Annotated in this window: 13 protein-coding genes; 7 read left to right on the top strand and 6 right to left on the bottom strand. The window is 37.5% G+C overall.

The genetic code is table 11. The features are described 5' to 3' along the window. Positions 1-121: 121 nt before the first annotated feature. From VUJ46_RS22390 to dnaE, 3 genes are all read right to left on the bottom strand, one after another. A complete protein-coding gene (locus tag VUJ46_RS22390; protein ID WP_326982868.1) occupies positions 122-2557 on the bottom strand; it encodes a hypothetical protein in 2436 nt (811 codons plus the stop codon). A gap of 525 nt (positions 2558-3082) precedes the next feature. Then, a complete protein-coding gene (locus VUJ46_RS22385) occupies positions 3083-4570 on the bottom strand; it encodes a T9SS-dependent choice-of-anchor J family protein (protein ID WP_326982867.1) in 1488 nt (495 codons plus the stop codon). Between the two features lie 172 nt (positions 4571-4742). Continuing rightward, positions 4743-9416: a DNA polymerase III subunit alpha gene (dnaE, locus tag VUJ46_RS22380; protein WP_326982866.1), complete on the bottom strand. Its 4674-nt coding sequence runs from the start codon at positions 9414-9416 to the stop codon at positions 4743-4745. A gap of 265 nt (positions 9417-9681) precedes the next feature. Here dnaE and VUJ46_RS22375 point away from each other — a divergent pair, with 265 nt between their 5' ends. From VUJ46_RS22375 to VUJ46_RS22360, 4 genes are all read left to right on the top strand, one after another. After that, the gene (locus tag VUJ46_RS22375; RefSeq protein WP_326982865.1) at positions 9682-11817 is read left to right on the top strand and encodes a S8 family peptidase; all 2136 of its coding nucleotides are present in this window, start codon (positions 9682-9684) and stop codon (positions 11815-11817) included. A gap of 84 nt (positions 11818-11901) precedes the next feature. After that, positions 11902-13974, top strand: a complete 2073-nt coding sequence (locus tag VUJ46_RS22370; protein WP_326982864.1) for an alpha-ketoacid dehydrogenase subunit alpha/beta — start codon at positions 11902-11904, stop codon at positions 13972-13974. A gap of 241 nt (positions 13975-14215) precedes the next feature. Continuing rightward, a complete protein-coding gene (locus VUJ46_RS22365; RefSeq protein WP_326982863.1) occupies positions 14216-14614 on the top strand; it encodes a hypothetical protein in 399 nt (132 codons plus the stop codon). 190 nt (positions 14615-14804) lie between these two features. Beyond that, positions 14805-15836, top strand: coding sequence for a bestrophin family protein (locus VUJ46_RS22360; RefSeq protein ID WP_326982862.1), 1032 nt, complete (start codon positions 14805-14807; stop codon positions 15834-15836). 6 nt (positions 15837-15842) lie between these two features. Here VUJ46_RS22360 and VUJ46_RS22355 read toward each other — a convergent pair whose 3' ends face one another. Further along, positions 15843-16301, bottom strand: a complete 459-nt coding sequence (locus VUJ46_RS22355; protein WP_326982861.1) for an Lrp/AsnC family transcriptional regulator — start codon at positions 16299-16301, stop codon at positions 15843-15845. Positions 16302-16448: 147 nt separating this feature from the next. Between VUJ46_RS22355 and VUJ46_RS22350 the strand changes: the two genes are divergently transcribed. Further along, positions 16449-17675, top strand: a complete 1227-nt coding sequence (locus VUJ46_RS22350) for an aminotransferase class I/II-fold pyridoxal phosphate-dependent enzyme (RefSeq protein ID WP_326982860.1) — start codon at positions 16449-16451, stop codon at positions 17673-17675. A gap of 45 nt (positions 17676-17720) precedes the next feature. On the opposite strand, the gene VUJ46_RS22345 is transcribed toward VUJ46_RS22350, so the two are convergent. Further along, on the bottom strand, positions 17721-18725 hold the full coding sequence (locus tag VUJ46_RS22345) for a glycosyltransferase (protein WP_326982859.1): 1005 nt from the start codon (positions 18723-18725) through the stop codon (positions 17721-17723). A gap of 487 nt (positions 18726-19212) precedes the next feature. Here VUJ46_RS22345 and VUJ46_RS22340 point away from each other — a divergent pair, with 487 nt between their 5' ends. After that, on the top strand, positions 19213-19707 hold the full coding sequence (locus VUJ46_RS22340; RefSeq protein WP_326982858.1) for a hypothetical protein: 495 nt from the start codon (positions 19213-19215) through the stop codon (positions 19705-19707). Further along, on the top strand, positions 19676-19999 hold the full coding sequence (locus VUJ46_RS22335) for a hypothetical protein (protein WP_326982857.1): 324 nt from the start codon (positions 19676-19678) through the stop codon (positions 19997-19999). Before VUJ46_RS22340 ends, VUJ46_RS22335 begins: the two co-directional genes overlap by 32 nt. 567 nt (positions 20000-20566) lie before the next feature. Here the strand turns inward: VUJ46_RS22335 and VUJ46_RS22330 are convergent. Next, the gene (locus tag VUJ46_RS22330) at positions 20567-21727 is read right to left on the bottom strand and encodes a THUMP domain-containing class I SAM-dependent RNA methyltransferase (protein ID WP_326982856.1); all 1161 of its coding nucleotides are present in this window, start codon (positions 21725-21727) and stop codon (positions 20567-20569) included. Positions 21728-21842: the final 115 nt, after the last annotated feature.

The raw sequence follows: 21842 nt of genomic DNA, 5'->3' as shown, positions 1-21842 counted from the left end.
TTACAAACTTAATTAACAGACTGAAAACCAAAATTATTGAAACGGAAATTAACAACTATAAAATCAATATTTTAAATCATTACTTTTAATCAAACTCAGATTTACAAGAAATTAAGATGTGTTACTTCTTAATAGCCTTAATAGTTTGCCGTGTCCCGTCTTTAAGGTCAATCTGAATGAGATATCCCCCTTGCTTCAGGTCTCCCAAACGGAGTATTTGGGAAGGGTTTTTAACGATTTTAACCACTCTACCTGCCCCATCGATCACCGCTACAGATCTTATATAAGCTGCCTCAGTAATATTCAGTTCATCTTTAAAAGGAATCGGGTACAGGGTAATCTCTTTTGTTTTCGCTCTCGGAAGATCCACTGTTTCCAGTACTCCCATCGAGCTAATACTCAAATCAAAATTTCCTTCGCTGCCATCCGTTGACTCACTAAAATACGCAACGTTAACAAAATATGGAGCTCCCGGTACAGAATTAAAAGTATACGCCTCCACTGTTCCGACAGAACCCGATCCCTCATCCGCAGTCCCTACGCAAGTAAGGGAACCGCAAGTCCCCGAGTATACGGAAACTTTATGATCCCACGCAGAAGTGCTGGTTGCCTTTACCGTAACAGAAGTTCCGTCGCCTAAAAATTTAAACCACAGTCCATCATTAGAGCCTGTGCTGCAAGCCGTAACAAACCCCGCCCCATTGGTAGAGCCCGCTCCGTTTGTCTGAGAATAATGGTAAGGAAAAGAAGTGGCTTCCAGAGCTCCTGAACAATCATCATTTGCCGGGGCAGCAGCAGAATTCACCCTAAATGTCCGCTCTGTACAGGCAACAGATGTATTTGAATTTACTTTATAATAGTACTTTACCCCTAATGACAAAGGAGTCGGGAATGTATAAGACGTACTATTTCCCACATTTACATTATTCATAATATCAGAGGCTCCCGCCGTCGTTCCGACCGTAAGGGTATAATAGGAAGCCGTAGCGATTGCATTCCATTTGATAACGGGTTGTACAGGCTGAAGGTTTGCCCCATCAGCAGGATAGGTAATGAAGGGACATGGCCCCTGGGTCGTGAATGATCTCTCTGAGCACCCTGACGAAGATTGAGTTGCATTATGGCCACTGACTGTAAAATAATATTTTGTACTGAATGCTAAAGGTACCGGCAGGGTATAACCGGTAACATTGCCTACATTCACATTATTAAGAACATCTACTCCCCCTGGCACAGTACCAACAGAAAGTGTATAGCCTGTCGCCCCCTGTACGGGCGTCCAACCGAATGTAGGTGTAATCGACACATTATTGGAAGCAGATAAAGGGGCAGTAAGTTGCGGACATAGTGTCACGGTTGTAAAACTTCTCTCTGTACATCCGGAAGAAGACAGTGTCGCGTTATAAGAATTAATGGTGTAGTAATACTTTGTACCATAATTCAAAATACTGTTCAGGGTGTAAGAAGTGACATTTCCCACATCCACATTATCTAAAACATCAGTACCTCCTGCTGTCGTGCCTATGGAAATTCTATATCCTGTGGCTGCGGGAGATGCTGACCAGGAGAATGTTGGCGAAAGACCAACCCCCGCGGCAGACGATGAAGGAGCAGAAACCGATGGGCAGGGAATATTTATCGTTTTGAACACAGTTTCAGTACATCCTGTTGCGGTCCCCGCTTGATTAACCGCTGAAACGGTAAAGTAATAATCGGTAAAATAAGCCAATGGAGATACTGCAGGTACAGTATACCCCGTCACGAGTCCGACATTTACATTATTCATGATTTCCCTACCCCCTGGTGAAGTCCCAAGGCTCAGCGCATAGGATGTTGCCCCTGATGCCGCTGCCCATGTAAAAGTAGGAGTTACAGGCACATTAACTGCCGAAGCAGCCGGCTCTGTAACCGTACTGCAAGCCGGTACCACGGAAGGTGTGAGACCCAGAATCTGCATAACGGATCTGGCCTGACTTCTGCTGAGATGAGATGCACTGCCTGTTGTAGGTGGGCTGGCAGGATCAGGATTTGTTGAATCATTTCTATACGAAAGAGTGGTATTTGAACCGGTATCATATTTATAGAAATATTCACTTGATGAGCTTCCTACATTATCATAGCCACTTTTATTTTCATCAATTGCTATAATCAGGTTGTCCGCATTATTATACGCGAACGGTGTTGTAAAATTGATCTCAACGACACCACCGTTATTGGTAACTACCCCCGAAAACATCTGAGTTAATGCAGAAATTGGTACCCACGAGGAGGTAGAGGCAAATTCATTGTTTGAGGTATGCCCCATATATACCACAACCTGATCCGCATTCAATAATGTTTTTGAAGGTGCCAGATAAAACCTCAGCCCTGTTATATTACCTGCACTTGTATTCAGCTCAGATTTTTTTATGATTTGCTGAGTATAGGAAAATTGATAATAATTACTCCAGGGAGCCGGTGTAGAGACAGGAGACATTGAAGTTCCGCTTCCCAGTTGTAGCTGAGCCGCTGCAGGGATCCCAAACGCCAGCATAAAGGCCAGTAAAATTCTATTCATACAGTAAAAATTAAATTATTTTAATTAAATCAATGAAAAATATTAATTATAAAAAACTATTTATGCTAAATATTTAATAATATAACAATTATTTAACATAAATTTTAAACAAAAATACAAATAAAATAATTTTAATCAACAAAACAAATAGAATTCAGAACACATAGTTTTCGTGTATTCAGCGGAAATTCAGGATCAGAAAATTTCCCACCAAACAGGATATTAGAAATAAATGGAGGGGTGAACAGAAAGTTAGCCCCACCCAAAAATATCAAAACCACCTCCATATTAAAGTTCATGTCGTTTACGGTTTTTATCTAATTTTATTTTCAATGAAGCCAATTCAGGAATTGTCTGTAAAATGCGTCAAATATTAACTAAATCAACCAACCAAGAATCTCCGAAAAACCCACATAAGAAAATACGTCACTTCCCTATCTCCTCATAGTAAAAAAAGAGGGGACCAAAGTAAAAAAAAAGCAGTGGATTAAAACCCACTGCTTATTTCGCAAAACATTACTGAAACTATTTCTTAATCACCTTTACTGTTTGTTTAGAGCCATCTTTCAGTTCCAATGAAACCATGTATAATCCCTGCTTCAAATCACCTAAACCAAGCGATGAAGAAGGCCGGTCAAAGACCTTAACCAATCTTCCTGTGGCTTCATACACTGCAACGGATTTTACATTGGAAACATCTGAAATTGTAAGCGTATCCACGAAAGGATTAGGATAAACCTTAACCAGATTCTTTTTTACGGCAGAAACTTCCGAAGCTGCCAGGAGGGAGCTGTCATAAGCAGAAATACTGAATTCGCCATCCGTATTGCTATAATATTTCCAAACACTTATATAAAGAATGGTCCCTGGAACCTGGCCTGATAATTCAATCTTTGAGAAATTACCATTTCCATCATCATCGTTACAAGCTATAGAATTCGTTGACGAGCAGTCTTCAAATACCGACATCACCGTATCTCCCAGATCAGACCCTGACACCTCATCTGTTTCAATGGTAATGTTTCCGGAAGCCGGAACCTCAACTTTAAACCAGACATTATTAGTAGCTTCAGCAGGATCAAACAGACATGAAGCCCCTAAACCTGAAGCATCTGACGCCCCAAGGGTGGTCCCTGTAACAGCATTTTGTGCAAAATCACCTCCTACCGTAAGCGTCACTGCACCCGAACAATCATCATTAGCCGGAGGATCCATTGTTGTAAAAGAAATTTCTGTACAGCCTGTGGCACTACCTGCCGTATTATACGGAATAACTGTCACATAATATACCGTACTTAAATTCAAAGTTCCCGGAATATCGTAAGTTGTCAAATCGCCAACATCTTCATTATCCAAAATATCTGTACCTCCACTGGTAGTACCCACTTTTAGCTTGTAGCCATCTGCCTCCGCAACAGCATCCCAACTTAATATGCCTTCTATATTCACTCCAACAGCTCCATTCAAAGGAGACGAAGGAACCGCACATGCCGGCGCAATGGACGCGACCCCTTCTACTACAAAAGAATCTGCATACAGTATATACTGATTGGTATCCGTTGCATGCACTGCCACATAAACCGTTTGCCCGACATAAGCCGATAAGTCAAATGTTTTTTTCAACCAGAAATTAGGAGCTTTTGAATTCGCCTGAAGAACTGTTGTAAAAGCAGACTGATCCTGGGTCGTTGTAGACAGGAGCACCTCGTAATCTTCCAGATAATAATCACTATCTGATTTCACATAAAATGAAATCTTATCACTAATTCCGGCCTGCACATTAATTGCTTTTGTTACCAAATAATCATCATGAGCATTGTAATCATAAAAAATAGCAGCCGCATTATCGCCCGACTGCGCATCTCCAAATAAATCCTCTATGCCCCAGGAATTTCCACCATCCCCATCAATAACCGCCCAGCCCGCAGGCAGTGTGGATCCCGAATCAAAGTCTTCCGTCCATTGACTATAACCTAGGATCGGAAAAAGTAAAAGAAGTAAAATTTTCTTCATTGTATAAAATTTAAAATTCAAATCAAATGTATGTATTTTATGAATACATTTTATAAAATTAAATAAATTTTTGAAAATTCTCCATCCCAGCATATTAAATCACATAAATATGACAATTAAAAAAGACGATAAAAATTATCGTCTTTTTGTTAATATTGAAAAATAAAGTTATTTAATTCAAATAAAATTCATATTTATTTAACAATTGAATATTTTTTATAAGCTCTCCGCTGAGGTTCACTGAATGTTTCATCGACTGAACTTCAAGCTGTGTATCGTCCTCAATATTCTTGATAAAAAATTTAAGTTTCTGATTTCCTTGATTTTGCTGAAGAATACTTTTGAAAAAGGCCAGATCCTCAGGCCTGAAATCCATAACATCCATGACTAAAGAAATACTTTTGGCATATCGTTCAAAAGCCTCCTGAAGCTCAATTACATCATTTACATTTACAAAAACACGCCCGTCTTTTACCTGAGCAAATTTGATCTTAAAAATAACGAATCGCTGTACTTCAAGTTTTTCCTTCAATTTCATATAGTCCCGATCTCCTAACCGGAAAGAATAAGATCCAGAATAATCTTCCAGTGTTACGAAAGCCACTTTTTCACCACTTCTGAAACCATCTTTCACAACATATTCCGTAATCAAACCGGCAACTGTATATTCTTTTCCACCGCCACCATTTTCTCTTTCTTTCTGAAGCGTTTTCCAGTCCTTCTTTTTTTCTTCAAATAGCTCTTCCTGTTTATTCGCGAATGCCAGTTCCTTATAAGCATCCACTTCATCCAGATTTAAAAACAGAAAATTCCCTTTAGGCTCTGCTTTTTTTGTGATCTCCTCAATCACTCCCTCTCCTTCACCCGCAATTACATCATCAGAAACAATTTCTGTTAAGTCTGCTGTTTCATCTATGGCATCCTGCTCTAAAACAGGTGCTTCATCCAATACATTTTTCCCTTCTTCCTCCTTTTCCAGCACTGCCTTTTTAGAAAGATTACCCGCTATGAACTGAAACTGATATTTAAACTCATCCAACGGATGCGCCGAGAGATAAAATCCAATGGTTTCCTTTTCTTTATTCAGCTTATGCATATTTGGCCATTCCGGGCAAGGCAGCAACTTAGGTTGCTCAATCTGCACTTCATCAGCAAAGTCAGCAAAAAGCGAAAATTCCATCTCGTTTTTACTTTCCTGAAAGCTCTGGCCATATCGAATTAATCTTTCCAGATTTGTTCTTCCCGCCATATCAATATCGAAATACTGACCCCGATGGAAGGAATCGAGCTCATCGAAACCTCCGGCTAAAACCAAACTTTCCGCCACTCTTTTATTCATCTGAGAAGGCAGAATTCTTTCAAAGAAATCATAAATATTTTTAAATCTGCCATTCGCAGCTCTTTCTCTTGTAATCGCCTCACTCGGTCCCTCACCAATCCCTTTAATCGCCCCTAAACCAAAACGAATCTGCCCCTTTTCGTTTACAGAGAATTTATACTGAGATTCATTTACGTCAGGACCCAAAACATCAACCCCCATACTTTTACAATCTTCCATGAACATGGTGATCGATTCCGTATTGTTAATGTTATTACTCATCACACTCGCCATATATTCGGCAGGATAATTCGCCTTTAAATAAGCGGTTTGATACGCAATAAAAGCATAACAAGTAGAGTGAGACTTGTTGAAAGCATATTCTGCAAACGCTTTCCAGTCATTCCAGATTTTTTCTAAAGGACCTTCATCAAGATTGTTTTTTCTTCCGCCTTCTATAAATTTCGGGTACATTTTATTCAGAACTTCAATCTGTTTTTTACCCATCGCTTTTCTCAACGTATCAGCTTCACCTTTCGTAAAATTGGCCAATTTCTGAGACAACAGCATTACCTGCTCCTGATAAACGGTAATTCCGTAGGTTTCCTTTAAATACTCCTCGGTTTCCGGTAAGTCATAGACAATTTCTTCAATTCCGTGCTTCCTGTTAATGAAATTTGGAATATACTTAATCGGACCCGGACGGTAAAGAGCATTCATTGCAATAAGATCGGCAAAAACCGTCGGTTTCAGTTCTCTCATGTACTTTTGCATCCCCGGACTTTCATACTGGAAAATCCCAACCGTCCTTCCTTCCTTAAACAGCTGATACGTTTTGGTATCATCAAGAGGAATTAAATCCGGATCGATATCTAAACCATAACGTGCTTTAACCAATTTTAAAGCATCCTTGATAATCGTCAGCGTTCTAAGACCCAAGAAGTCCATTTTCAGCAATCCTGCACTTTCCGCCACCGAGTTATCAAACTGAGAAACCAGAATATCAGCATCTTTCGCAGCAATTGTCACCGGAACCAGATTACTCACATCTTCAGGCGTAATGATGACCCCACAGGCGTGAATACCGGTATTTCGGATACAGCCTTCCATTTTTTTAGCACTTGCCAAAACACCGTGACGGGCATCATCAGGACTGTTAAGAACGTATCTCATCTCATCAACAAGCATCTGTTCTTCCGGTTTTAATTTATCATATTTTGCTAAAGCTTTCGCGATATTCATCCCTGGACTTGGAGGAATCAGCTTGGCAATATTATTTGTATCAGGAATGGGAAGATCCAATACCCTTCCGGCATCTTTAATCGCAGATTTTCCACCCAAAACCGAGTACGTAATAATCTGTGCCACCTGAGTTTTTCCGTATTTCTCAACCACCCATTTGATAATCTTATCTCGACCTTCATCATCGAAGTCAATATCAATATCGGGCATGGAAATCCTTTCCGGATTAAGAAATCTCTCAAAAAGGAGATCATATTTAATAGGGTCAACATTGGTAATTCCCGTGCAATACGCAACTGCAGAACCCGCTGCAGAACCACGACCCGGACCAACCCAAACTCCCATTTTCCGTGCCTCATTACAGAAATCCTGTACAATCAAGAAATAGCCAGGATAACCTGTATTGGCAACAACTTCCAGTTCAAAATCAAGACGTTCTTTAATTTCGGGAGTAATTCCTGTGGCTTCATATCTTTTTTTGGCACCTTCGTAAGTCAAATGAGTTAAGTAAGCCATTTCACCTCGTTTTCCTCCATCAACTTCATCTTCAGCGTGAATAAATTCCTCTGGAATATCAAATTTTGGAAGTAAAACGTCTCTCTTTAAAGTATAAGGTTTAAACTTTGCAGTAAATTCTTCATACGCATCAAATGCATCTGGATACGCCAAAAATGCTTCTTTAATTTCGTGAGAATTTTTAATGTAATATTCTCCCGTTGCCAATCCCCTTCTCTTTCCAAAGCCTTTTCCTACAGGGGTTGTCAGCTTCTCACCGTCTTTGATACAGCTTACAATATCCTGAATATTTGAATCATCTTTACTTGTATAAAAAGTTTGATTTTGTGCTAAAATTTTCACATTATATTTATCTGCAAAATGCAACAAAACATCATTTAAATGCTCTTCTTCCGGTAGCTTATGATTTTGAATCTGAACATAAAAATCATCTTCAAAAGTATCTTTCCACCATTTGAAAAGTTCCTCCCCTTTTTGCTCACCCGTATTTAAAATCGCATCGGGAATATCTCCATGAATCCCTGACGTCAAAGCAATTAAACCCTCTTTATATTCTGCAATCACCTCACGGCTGATCCTTGGAACTCCAAAGTAAAAGCCTTTCAGAAAACCAATACTTGAAAGTTTTGCTAAATTTTTATAGCCTTCAAAATCTTTAGCCAACAAAACAACCTGCGTTCTTCTGTCCGGATCATCTTTGGTAAACTGTTTTTGTTCGTATCGATCTGAAATATAAAATTCACAACCAACAACAGGAATTAATGGATCTGAAACGGGTTCTTCTTCATTAAATTTTTCTCCGTTTTCTTCCGCTTCCTGCTTTTTTGCTAAATATTCTTTATGTTTTTTGGCACGATCTCCGTTCGCCCCTTCAACTGCAGAAACAAATTTGAAAGCTCCCATCATATTTCCCAAATCTACCATTCCGACAGCTGGAAAATTATCGTCTGAAGCTTTTTTAATTAAATCATTAATGCTTGAAGTTGCCGTTAAAGTTGAAAAAACACTTTTATTATCAAAATTGAAATATCTTCCAAGATCAATATCATCAATACTTCCAACATCGGCTTGCTTTTTCTTATTATTGAAATCTGCAACCTGCCTTCTGATAACAATATTGAAAGGCTTTATCGGATCCGGATGAAGCGTTTTAAAGTACGCCAGCTGATCTTCCGAAGTTTTTAGAACTTCCGCAGGAATAATACCGATTCTCATCATTTCGAAAAAAACCTGAGCCGTTGCATTTACGTCCGCCGCCGCGTTATGAGCTTCATCAAACTTATGACCGTATAATTTTTCGTACAACTCTTCCAATTTCGGAGACTTGTACCTACCTCCTCTTCCACCACCAAGCTTACAGTAATCTGTTCCCAGAATCATTGTATCGGCTCTTGGCTTTTCCTGAAGATTGTCTGTGATATTTTTTCTGTAAAATTCGGCACCGACGATATTGTAATCAAACTCAACATTGTGACCGGAAACAACCCTTACTCTATCTAGAACTTTAGCAAATTCATGTAAAATTTCCTCAAGATCGCGACCTTCTTCATTCGCAATCTTCGTTGTAATCCCGTGAATTCTCGCAGCATTGAAAGGAATATCGTATCCTTCCGGTTTTATAATATAATCCTGATTTTCAATTAAAGTTCCATCATCATCATGCAATTGCCATGCAATCTGAACCATTCTTGGCCAGTTGTCTGAGTCTGAAAGCGGAGCATTGAAATTCTTTGGTAAACCCGTGGTTTCTGTGTCAAAAACTAAATACATGTATTTTTTCTAGCTTTTATTAAAAAAGAGAATGTAAAGTTACTTAATTTTTTATATTAATCTGTATATCTGCTACAGTGATAATTCACTTTTTCCAACTTCATAATTTAACTACTTTTTTTAACATCATTTACAATTTTCTATTTTTAACAGAAGATCAAGAATTAAATTTCCTCTTTTAGATTATTTTAACAGTTTAATACATTATAAATTATTTTCTTTACATATATTTGACGTGAATTTTATTTTAAATTATTTATATATCATGAAGAAATGTTTACTTTTGGTTAGCACTTTAGCCATTACGCTATTAAGTGCACAAAATAATGATGCGTTAAAGAGAGAGTTTGAAAAACAAAACACTGAAAACAGTAAGAAGTTTGATTCCTATGTTGCAAAGCATTACGGAAGCAACAGATCTCCGGAAGTATTAAAAGAGATCGCAGAAAAAAGAGAAAATCTTGCCGGCTTTTTCCGCAATAAGCCTTATTTCTACAAAGCGGATGACCAGAATCAGATCTCAAATAATAATGTAGATGCCTTAACAACAGCAGGCGGAGTTAGTGGACTAACTGGAGCTTTCAACGGAGAAGGAATACTTTATACCATATTTGACGGAGGAAGAATTTATGCTGCACACGAAGCATTTAATAATACTTCAGGCAGGATTTCAAATAAAGAGACAGCAACCAATGTTTACAGCGGACATGCTACCGGTGTTGCAAGTATTATAGGGGCCAAATCATCCCCTTTAACCGCGACAGGTGGAGGAACAACTATTAGTGGAAATGCAATGGGAATTGCATTAAATTCCACAATGGATTCTTATCGATTTGCCAACACAATATTACCAGGAAATACAGCTGTTAGCAATGTATATCAAAAAATCCTTATAGCTCAGCCAAAAATATCTAATCACTCTTACGGAAATAATGCAGGATGGGATGTAGCTACTGTATCTGGAGAAAATGCTTGGGTTTGGAATGGAGACTATTATCCTGCTACTGCTACAGAACCGAGTGAATCTTTTGATTTTCAAGGTACTTATTTCCCGAATGATCAAAACTATGATAATATTGTATACAGTAATCCAACGAATGTTATTGTAAAATCTGCAGGTAATTATTTTGGTTTTGGCCCTACTTATCCTGGCACTGAAAATTTCCCTAAATATTACCAAAATGAAAATGGAGCCCTAGTTCAATTTACTACAACAGATGTCCTTCCTACAACAAACTGTGGTAATGGTGGAGATTGTATCGGACCTGGTTCTTTAGCTAAAAACATTATTGTTGTAGGTGCAACAAATATCATCACAACCAATAGTCACAGATATACAGCTTCAACGGATGTTGTAAGATCTGGTTACAGTAGCGCAGGTCCAAGAGACGATGGAGGTATTAAACCGGATATCTCGGCTCCAGGTACAGATATCTGGATGGCATCAACCGAAGAAGACACTATAGGAAGTACAGACTGGCAAATTGACAGCGGAACTTCTATGTCAGCACCGCAGGTAACAGGTATTATCGGACTCTGGATGCAAATATACAAATCAATGTTTAATAACGCAGATATGAACGCTGCTGCAGCTAAGACATTGATGGCGCATTCAGCTTCAGAGGCAGGAACTGTAGGTCCTGATGCATGGTACGGCTGGGGGTTTATCAACGCTAAAAAAGGGGCAGAGCTTTTGGTTGGAAAATCGAATAATACAATCTTATTTAATGATGAAACTTTGACAAGTGGAACCTCAAACCAAAAAACCTTAATCGCTTCCGGAACAGAACCATTAAAAGTTACTATTTCCTGGATTGATCCGGCATATGTAATTCCAGACAACCTAACCTATGATGATGTTTACAATAACAGATCATCCAGATTAATAAATGACTTAGATTTAAGAATAGTTGACACGGAAACTAACGTTGTTTACCAACCATGGAAGCTTAATCCACTTAACCCTACTGCTGCCGCTACAAAAGGCGACAATACAGTAGATAATATTGAGCAGGTTGTCATAGATACACCGGTAGCAGGAAGATCATACAGAATTGAAATTAGCAACAAAGGTACTTTGAAAAATAGTTCTGGGGCCAATGCCCCTCAAAACTATTCAATTATTGCGACAGGCTATACTCAGGAGGTTTTGGCAACGGGTGAAACGGTAAAAGATAGCGGTATTATTGTAGCTCCAACCATTACCAAAGATCTTGTAAAAGTATTAAAAGCACCTGCAAAATCTACATTTAATGTGTATGATTTAACAGGTAAAAAATTACAGAGCGGAGTAATTAATGGTGATACCAGCGTAGATTTATCAACTTACGTTAAAGGAATCTATATCATCGAGGTGAAATCCGGGAATAATGTGATCACTAAAAAAGTAATCAAGGAATAAGTTTAAATGCTTGATTAATAAATGAATCAACACAAAACACTAACACTCGTTAGTGTTTTGTTTTTTTATGTATATTTGTCTTCTATGGAAAATACACTGCACGAAAAAGTTTCTCAGGATCTATTAATAAAGGCTTATAATCACATGATGCTTGCCAAAGCGATGGCAGATATTTATGAAGAAAACAGAAATGTTTGTAAATATGTTCATAGCACGTCACGAGGTCATGAGGCGATACAGCTGGCTACCGCTTACCAATTAAAAAAGGAAGACTGGATTTCCCCATATTACAGAGATGAAAGTATTCTTTTGGGAATGGGTTTCGAGCCTTATCAATTAATGCTGCAGTTACTGGCAAAAGCCGAAGATCCTTTTTCTGGAGGCAGGTCGTATTATTCCCACCCTTCAAGCAGGGATGAAAATAAACCAAAGATCATTCACCAGAGTTCTGCAACAGGAATGCAAACCATTCCTACAACAGGAGTTGCACAGGGAATCAAATACATTCAGGATTTTGAATTACAGCAATTTGAAAACAACCCGGTCGTTGTTTGTAGTTTAGGAGATAATTCAGTCACTGAAGGTGAAGTGAGTGAAGCCTTACAATTCGCCGCTCTCCATCAGCTTCCCATTATTTTTCTTGTTCAGGACAATGAATGGGGAATCTCTGTAACCAAAGAAGAAGCCAGAACTTGTGACGCTTATGATTTTGTTGCCGGATTTACCGGATTAGGCAGAATGAGAGTAGACGGAACTGATTTTACCGAAAGCTACGAAGCAATGAAAAAGGCTTTTGACTTTGTTAGATCCGAAAGAAAACCTTTAGTGGTTTGTGCGAAAACGGTTCTCATCGGTCATCACACTTCGGGAGTAAGAAGAGAGTTCTACAGAGATGAGGAAGATTTAAATAAACACAGAGCGAAAGATCCGGGGGAAATCCTCAGAAAACAATTACTTGAAACCGGTGCTGATGAAGAGTTGCTAAAGCAGATTACCAAAAAAGCGAGACTTGAAGCCGAAGAAGCCTTCGAAAGAGCCCAAAATGCGGAGGACCCTAAACCTGAAACGGTCATGAATCACGTTTTTGCGGCCACTCCAATTACAGAAGAAACCGGAGACCGTGAGCCTGAAGGCGGAGAAAAAATCGTGATGGTGGACGCTGCCATTCATGCGATTCAGGAACTGATGTGGAAGCATCCCGAAGCCCTATTATACGGACAGGATGTCGGAGAACGAATTGGAGGTGTATTCCGTGAAACAGTAACATTAGGTAAAAAATTCGGAAGCAAAAGGGTTTTCAATACAGCGATTCAGGAAGCTTATATTATTGGTTCCACAGCAGGAATGAGCGCCGTGGGGTTAAAACCTATTGTTGAAGTTCAGTTTGCCGACTATATTTATCCGGGCATCAATCAGCTGATTACCGAGATTTCGAAATCAAATTATTTAAGTCAGGGAAAATTCCCTGTGAGTAATATTATCCGTGTTCCGATTGGAGCTTACGGAGGGGGTGGACCTTACCACAGCGGGAGTGTGGAAAGTATTTTGGCGAATATTAAAGGAATAAAAATTGCTTACCCAAGCAATGCCGCAGATTTCAAAGGCTTACTGAAAGCTGCTTATTACGATCCGAATCCAGTAGTTATGCTGGAGCACAAAGGTCTTTACTGGAGTAAGGTTCCGGGAACCGAAGATGCAAAAACCATTGAACCGGCAGAAAACTACATTTTACCTTTCGGAAAAGGAAAAGTGATTATTGAAGCAGATCAAAATGAGACCGAAAAAGGCAGAACACTATTGGTTGTTACTTACGGAATGGGTGTATATTGGGCTAAAGAAGCAGCAAAAAAATTTAACGGGAGAATTGAGGTCATTGATCTGAGAACATTAATTCCGTTGGATGAAGCATTGGTTTTCGAAAGAGTAAAAGCACACGGAAAATGTATTGTTTTAACAGAAGAGCAGCTTAACAATTCCTTCGCAGAAGCTTTTGCACACCGTATTTCTAGAAATTGCTTTCAATATTTAGACGCTCCGGTTGAAACCATGGGGTCTTTAGACACTCCCGCTGTCCCGATCAACTTGGTTTTGGAAAAGGAAATGCTTCCAAACGCAGAAAAACTGAGTGCCAAAATTGAAGAAATGCTGAACTATTAATTCAAGACAAAACATACAACGAATCAAAATCGATAGGTTCAAATATAATTTAATCAGAATAGGAAATTTTCTATTCTGATTTTTTTTTTCAGATGATCCCATTTTTATTTTTCATAAAAACAGCATTTTACAGAAACTGTCATTAGGAACCCGATCTTTAAAAATCCAAAAATAAGGTGATAAAAGATCATTGTGGCATAACTTCTGATATACACTAAGCACACTTTTAAATCATAATATTATGTCGATAAAAATCAAAGTAGCATTCTGCACAGAATGTAAGGGCTATCATTCTGCAACTCCCGCTGAAGAAAAATACAGAGACCATGATGATATTACAGATCATTTTTTTTATCATGGCGAACCCTGGTTTACCCTTGATCCGGAGACTTTTGAAAAAGCGCTGAAACTGGAAAATACAGAAGTAAAAATAATGAGTCTTACCGAGCATGCTCAACACGATCATTTGTACTGTCATTGCAGTAAGAGACGTGCAAAAAGAAGACATTTTAGCTATGAATATTTTGACACTGAAGCTCAACTGCAGACTGAAAAAAAATCCTACGATACGGATTATGATTTCAGAGATCTTTACTATACTTCCAATCAGTTTCATCCGGCGAAGACTACAAATACCTAAATATACAATGAAAAGATAAATTATGATCTAGAAATATATTTTATCAATAATAACCTTAAAATAATCAACCCTTAATTTTTAATAGGTTTGATTATTTTTTTTATGAAATTACACGTACATTTAATAGCCGCAAATAATTGGTATTTATTTTGCTAACCTATGATGTTTTCCCCTAATAGTTACACAAATTATGATCACAACAAAATACTTCAATTACAGACAGGTTCTTAACTTATCCGGAGTTCATTTAATCTGGATCTCGTTATGGTGTACCCTGATCGTTATTTTATTTCACTTCTTTCACTGGCAATGGATGACCATCCCTTGGGTTCCTGTAGCTTTAATTGGTACTGCCGAAGCCTTTCTTGTCGGTTTTAAAAACAATCAGGCCTATGACAGGCTCTGGGAAGCCAGAAAAATCTGGGGTGGAATTGTAAATTCAAGCCGGTCTTTTGCCTCTATGATCTATGCTTTTAATACACACAATGAAAACATAGGAACATTTGATCTTGAAGACAGAAAGAAGAAGATTGTTTACCGTCATATTGCTTGGCTGTACGCGTTCCGCGAGCAACTGCTGATTCCGACGGAATGGGAACATATCAGCGCGGAAGAAGAACACCAGCACACGATTAATCAAAGAAGAAACCGATTAATCAAGGCGGGTTTTCCTGATTACAGCAGAACTTCTTTATTTTTAAATAAATATCTTTCCGAAGAGGAAGTACAGCTGAAGTCCCATTATAAGAATTTTGCAACCTATCTTATTTCCCAACAGGCCAAGGACATTAATGATCTTAAAAACATTGATTCCATTACCGATTTCAATCAAATGCAACTACAGACCGCCCTTAATGAATTTTACGGTTTCCAGGGGCAGGCAGAGAGAATTAAAAAGTTTCCTTCCCCTAGACAGTTTGCCAGTACCGCCTTTATTTTCAATGTTCTGTTCATCATGTTGCTCCCGTTGGGTTTGGTGAATGAATTTGAAAAATTAGGTGATTGGGGAATCTGGACGTCTATTCCATTCTGTATCATCATAGGATGGATCTATATCATTATGGAGCTGGTTGGTGATTATTCAGAAAATCCGTTTGCGGGATTAATGTTCGACGTACCTATGCTTTCCATTTGCCGCACCATTGAAATAGATTTGCTTCAGATGGCAGGTGAAACCGAAATTCCGGAAGCTATACCCTCTAAAAATGGAGTTCTCGTCTAATTTAATCTATAAAGAAATGGATGTTGTATTTTTCACCTCATAGATCATAAACGAGCTATGGGTGCTTACAACATGCTGTAAAGTTGTGAGTTTTGTCAGCATAAAATTTCGGTAATCTGCCATGTCTTTTACACATATTTTAAGAATATAATCATAGTCGCCGCTTACATGGAAACACTCGGTCACCTCCTGCAGATCTATAACCTCCCTTTCAAACCGCAACACATATTCTTTTTTATGCTGACTAAGTTTGACGTGGCATAAAACCACAAAATTTTTCTCTATTTTATTTTTATCCAACAACACAACATATTTGGAAATCACTCCTGTATTTTCAAGTTTCCGGATACGCTCATAAACAGCGGTTACTGAAAGACCAAGCTTGTAAGAGAGCTCTTTGGTCGTTTGTTTGGAATCTTCCTGTAAAAAAAGGAGCAGTTTTTTATCAGTTTTGTCAAGGTTCATAGATCATTTTTTGGTAAAAGTTTAATAAAACCAAATATAATAAACTTTTTTTCTACATAAAGGTAATTTACTAGATTTAAATTCTAAATATTTAATTTTTCATTGTGTTTAATAAGAATTAATTTCATTTTTAAAACAAAAAATATCATGGAAGATTTTAATGCAGCCAATGAAATTCAGGATTTGCAGTATTTTGGTGAATTTGGGGGAGTCAACCCCTCCATTTCAGACAGTTCAACGTACACTTTTCTTTCAGCAAAGACCATGTTCGATACATTTGAGGGCAACGCGGAGGGTTGTTACTTATATTCACGGCACTCATCCCCGATGAATCTTTATCTTTCCCAAGCTTTAGCCAAGATGGAAAATACAGAAGCTGCCAACGTTACCGCATCAGGAATGGGAGCCATTACTTCCGTGTTGATGCAGGTTTGTAAAAGCGGAGACCACATTATTTCGAGCAGAACGATTTACGGCGGAACCTATGCCTTTTTGAAAAATTTTCTTCCCGGATATCAAATTGAAACCACTTTTGTTGACATCAACAATTTTGAAGCTATCGAAAATTCAATACAGGTGAACACAAAAATTATATATTGTGAAAGTGTAAGCAATCCGCTTTTGGAGGTTGCTAATCTGAGAAAGTTATCTGAAATCTGTAAAAAGTACAACTTAAAACTGATTGTAGACAATACTTTCTCGCCACTTTCTATTTCTCCTACTTTGCTGGGAGCCGATATTGTGATTCATTCTTTAACGAAATTCATCAACGGAAGCAGCGACACCGTAGGTGGTGTTTATTGCGCAAGTCAGGAATTTATTAATGATACTAAAAATGTAAACACAGGAGCTTGTATGCTTTTGGGTCCAACAATGGATAGTTTCAGATCGGCAAGTATTCTAAAAAATTTACGAACGCTTCACATCAGAATAAAACAACACAGTCACAATGCGATGTTTTTAGCTGAAAAATTTGAGAATGATGGCTTAAAAGTTTCTTATCCCGGATTAAAATCCCACAAAAATCATGAATTAATGAAAGGTATGATGCATGAAGAGTACGGATTTGGAGGATTATTAACTTTGGATGCCGGAACTACCGATAAAGCCAATGAACTGATGGAACTCATGCAGCAGGAAAACCTGGGTTATTTAGCGGTAAGTTTAGGATTCTACAAAACTTTATTCTCTTGCTCAGGAAGCTCAACTTCATCTGAAATTCCGGAAGAAGAACGCGCGACGATGGGCATTTCCGATGGGTTGATCAGATTCTCAATAGGATTGGATCACGACATCGAACGAACATACGAAAAGATGAAAGAATGCATGCTGAAAGTAGGCGTTCTTAACCATGAAACCCTCACCATATTCTAATTTTATTGTTATAAAAGCTGTTGATTTTCGACAGCTTTTATTTTTTTAATTTTTATGAAAATGTTTTGGGAAAGCATCTTCAGGTTTCATTCTTACAACATTCAATAAAAACCAGGATTTTAAGAAACCATATCCGTAAGAGAACATTTGAATATAGGTTGAAATCACTGCCATTGCAGCAATGCTGATATTTTTAGTGACTACTAAGGCGTGTAAGAGAACCATAAAAGTATACAATCCGTAGAAGGAAAGGATAACTCCTCTTCCCATGATAAAGTACTCTAAAAATCCCATAATATAACCTAACATAAATAATGTAGGGAAAGCAAATGAAATTTTCACGTAATCCGGATGTCTCTGATTTAAAATTGGTCTTGCGCAGCCAAACTGATATACCTGTTTTGAAAATTTACCAAAATCCACTCTTCGTTTATGATACACCGCAATAGTATCAAAAAATGCAGTTGTAAATCCGTTTTCCCAAAGCGTCATGGAAAGATCCGGATCCTCCCCTATTCTCATTTCAGAAAAACCGCCTACTTTTTCAAAAACTTCTTTTTTCACACCCATATTGAAACTTCGGGGCTGAAATTTTGAGACTGCTTTTTTATTCCCTCTGATTCCGCCTGTTGTAAAAACAGAGGTCATGGAATAGGAAATTGCTTTTTGCATCAAATTAAACCCTTTATGCGCCTTATCAGCACCTCCAAAAGCATCACACGAAATGGCAAGAATATCATTTTTAATATTCTCCACATAATCTTTCTCTACAATCACATCACTATCCACAAACACAAGCCACTCGTTTCCAGCGAGTTTCGCACCGTAATTACGTGACAACCCGGGTCCGGAATTCTCTTTTTTAACATAATTGATATTCAGAACCGTATCAAACTTCGAAACTGTCGGTTTCAGGTCTAATAAAGATCCATCGTCAACGATAATGACCTCAAATTCTTTATCTGTTTGGGCAGTAAGAGAATTCAACAGTTCGAAAAGTTCATCTTTTCGGTTAAAAATGGCAACGATGATGGAAATTGTAGGTTTCAAATTTAAAATTTTTCAAAATTACTTATTCATTCAGGAATGTACAAATTGAGACTCTACTATATTTTATGAATTAAAAAAATATTTGGCAACAACACACTCATAATTTATCTTAATTTTAAAAAAAGCCTAAAGTTTAAACTTGTTTTTTAACACAAATCATAAAAAACAATAATTAAATATTTACATTTTAGCTAATGCATGCTTTTTTTAATCTAAATCGAAAATCAAAGCATACCAATTGTATACTATTTTGTTAATAAATCATAACATTTTAAGTAAAATAATTGAATTTTCACTATCAAAACCTTTAAAAATTCAATAAAATCCTGTACAACACCCTACCATCAGCATACCATTAAAACACATAATGAATTAATTATCAATACATTAAAACAATGATATATAATCAGGTTTGCTATTTTTTCAAATTTGGGCATACATTTGCAACACAAACAACAGGTGACACACCATTCTAAAAATTAAAAAGATGAAAAAAAAATTATTTCTAATAAGCAGCCTTTTGCTTACAATAACCCTTAGCGCTCAAGTTGGCATCAATACAAGTAATCCCCTTGGAATATTTCACGTAGACGGAGCGAAAGATAACACAGCTTCTCCAACAACCACTCAAACAGCCAATGACTTTGTCGTAAACGCGTCAGGTAATGTTGGGATTGGAAACACATCTCCTACAACAAAATTACATGTAAACTCAGCAACAAGCCCAGCCTTCAGATTAGTAGACGGTACACAAGGCGTCGGAAAAGTTTTAAAATCTGACGATAGTGGAAATGCTTCTTGGGTACAGGATAATACAGCTTTACCTACTATCATACCTACATTAGGAGCTGGTGTTACACTAGACGTTTCTTCAGGTAATACAAATGGAGTAGATACAGGAACAACACTAACACTTCCCGCAAATAGTAAGTATATTGTTATTGGTGTATATGGTTATAGGGACATCTTCTGTAATCCCTAGTAACGGATACGCTTGGTTACAAACCACATTTACAGAGTCACCAACCAGCAATACCCATTCACCTGATATAAAGGGATCTTGGTACGCGAGCGGTGCTGTTATGCCTAGCCAAGGTGTTTATAATATGCTAACCGGAGCTATGGTTATCGAAAACAAATCTTCATCCCCAAAAACATATTACTACAGAGCAAGAGTTGCAACCAGCACTAATATACCCGCTGGAACAAAGGCGAATAAATTTGGAGGTAGTGCCTGGGGAGAAAATAATATTATCGCGGTAGGTATTAACTAGAACAATTTCATAACAAAAATATAACCAACCATTTTTTTTGTGTATTTAGGCAGGAGTATTACTTCTGCATTTTTCTATTTTAAACAATAATTTTAAAATAAACGATCCTCACGACCGAAATACTTAAAATAATAGAAGAACAGCTAAAAAACAGCAATTTCAATATACTTTTGAAGTAAAAAAGCTCTAAAACATACAAAATAAAGAAGAAAATAAAAGAAATTGCCACACCAATCAAAGAAATAACAATCATCGTTTGGGTTGAATTTTCCGATGGCAAAGGATCTTTCAAAACAATAAATAATAAAACAGTAGCTAAAATTAAAAATACAACACCTGTCTTTTCAGCAAGATATTTCGTCTTATTCTTTTTGCATTTATCATTTTTAGAATCACCTGAAGGCAAAAAAAGTTCCGGCATCAATGGCGAGATCTAAAATATCTAAAGTTTTTCCAACAGCTTCAAGAAAATCAAAAGGCATAGTTTTAATTTGAGTTGTAAGCAAAAATAGGAAATAGTAGCATTCATAAAAAAATAAAACCTTCCATAAAGAAAGGTTTTACTTATTATTTTTCTAATTTATGAACTCTTTTCGTTCCTTCATACATTTCGTATTGCAAAAATCTGGTTTCCAGTTTTCCGTTGAAAAGCTTGATTTTTCTCGAAGGGCGAAGACCAATTTTCTTCATCGCTTCCAAATCAGAAGAAATCAGCCAAGCCAACGTATTCGGATAATTTGCTTTAAAAGTATCTCCTATTTTCTTGTAGAAATCATCATCATTAATAGAAATTCTCTCGTCATAAGGCGGGTTGAAAACCATCAACAACGGGAAAAGTTCTTTTTTAGAATCGAAGAAGTTTTGTTTTCTCACTTCAATCACATCTTCCATTTCAGCCGCTTCAATATTCATTCTTGCCGCATTCAGCATTCTTGCATCAATATCGTAACCTACAATTTTCCCCGTAAATTCTCTAACCCTGTTGATTCTGAATTCTTTAATTTTCGTAAACAATTCGTTATCATAATTTTTCCAGTTTTGGAAAGCAAATCTTTTTCTGAAAATCTGAGCCGGAAGATCCATCGCAATCATCGCCGCTTCAATTAAAAGCGTTCCCGAACCACACATCGGATCAAGGAAATTACCTTTTCCGTCCCAACCTGCCAGTTGCAGCATTCCACTTGCCAATACTTCATTAATCGGCGCTTCACCCTGTTCTCTTCTATATCCTCTCTTAAACAAAGCATCACCCGAAGAATCCATAGAAATAGTTACCAATTCTCTGTCGATATGAAGGTGAAACTTGATATCCGGACGGCTGGTTTCTACATTCGGACGTCTTTTAAATTTATCCTGAAAATAATCCACAATCGCATCTTTCATCTTCAACGTCACAAATTGTGAATGCTTGAAAGTTTCAGAATATACTGTTGCATCAATCGCAAAAGACTGATCAACATCCATAAAATCTTCCCAATTGAATTTGAAAAGTCTGTCGTAAAACTGATGCTGATTAAACGCTTTAAATTCATGAATCGGAACCAAAACTTTCAAAGCCGTTCTTGCTGAATAATTAATTTTATAAAGAAAGCCCAAATCTCCCTCACAGTTTACTGCGCGGTTTTTCACCTCAACTTTTCTCCCTCCTAATTTCTTAATTTCTTCTGCTAAAATTTTCTCCAGCCCGAAAAATGTTTTTATCTGAATCTGTAGATTATCTGTATCCATGTTGCAAAAATAATCATTTTTAGTGGTTCGTTATCAGTTTATAGTTAATAGAAATCATCGCAAATGATAAAAACCATTAACCAAGCACTATGAACTGTCGACCAAAAAAGACTAT

This window comes from Chryseobacterium sp. MYb264 (genome assembly GCF_035974275.1).
GTDB lineage: Bacteria > Bacteroidota > Bacteroidia > Flavobacteriales > Weeksellaceae > Chryseobacterium.
Note: the sequence above shows the minus strand (reverse complement) of the source record. Positions and strands in the feature narration are given on the sequence as shown.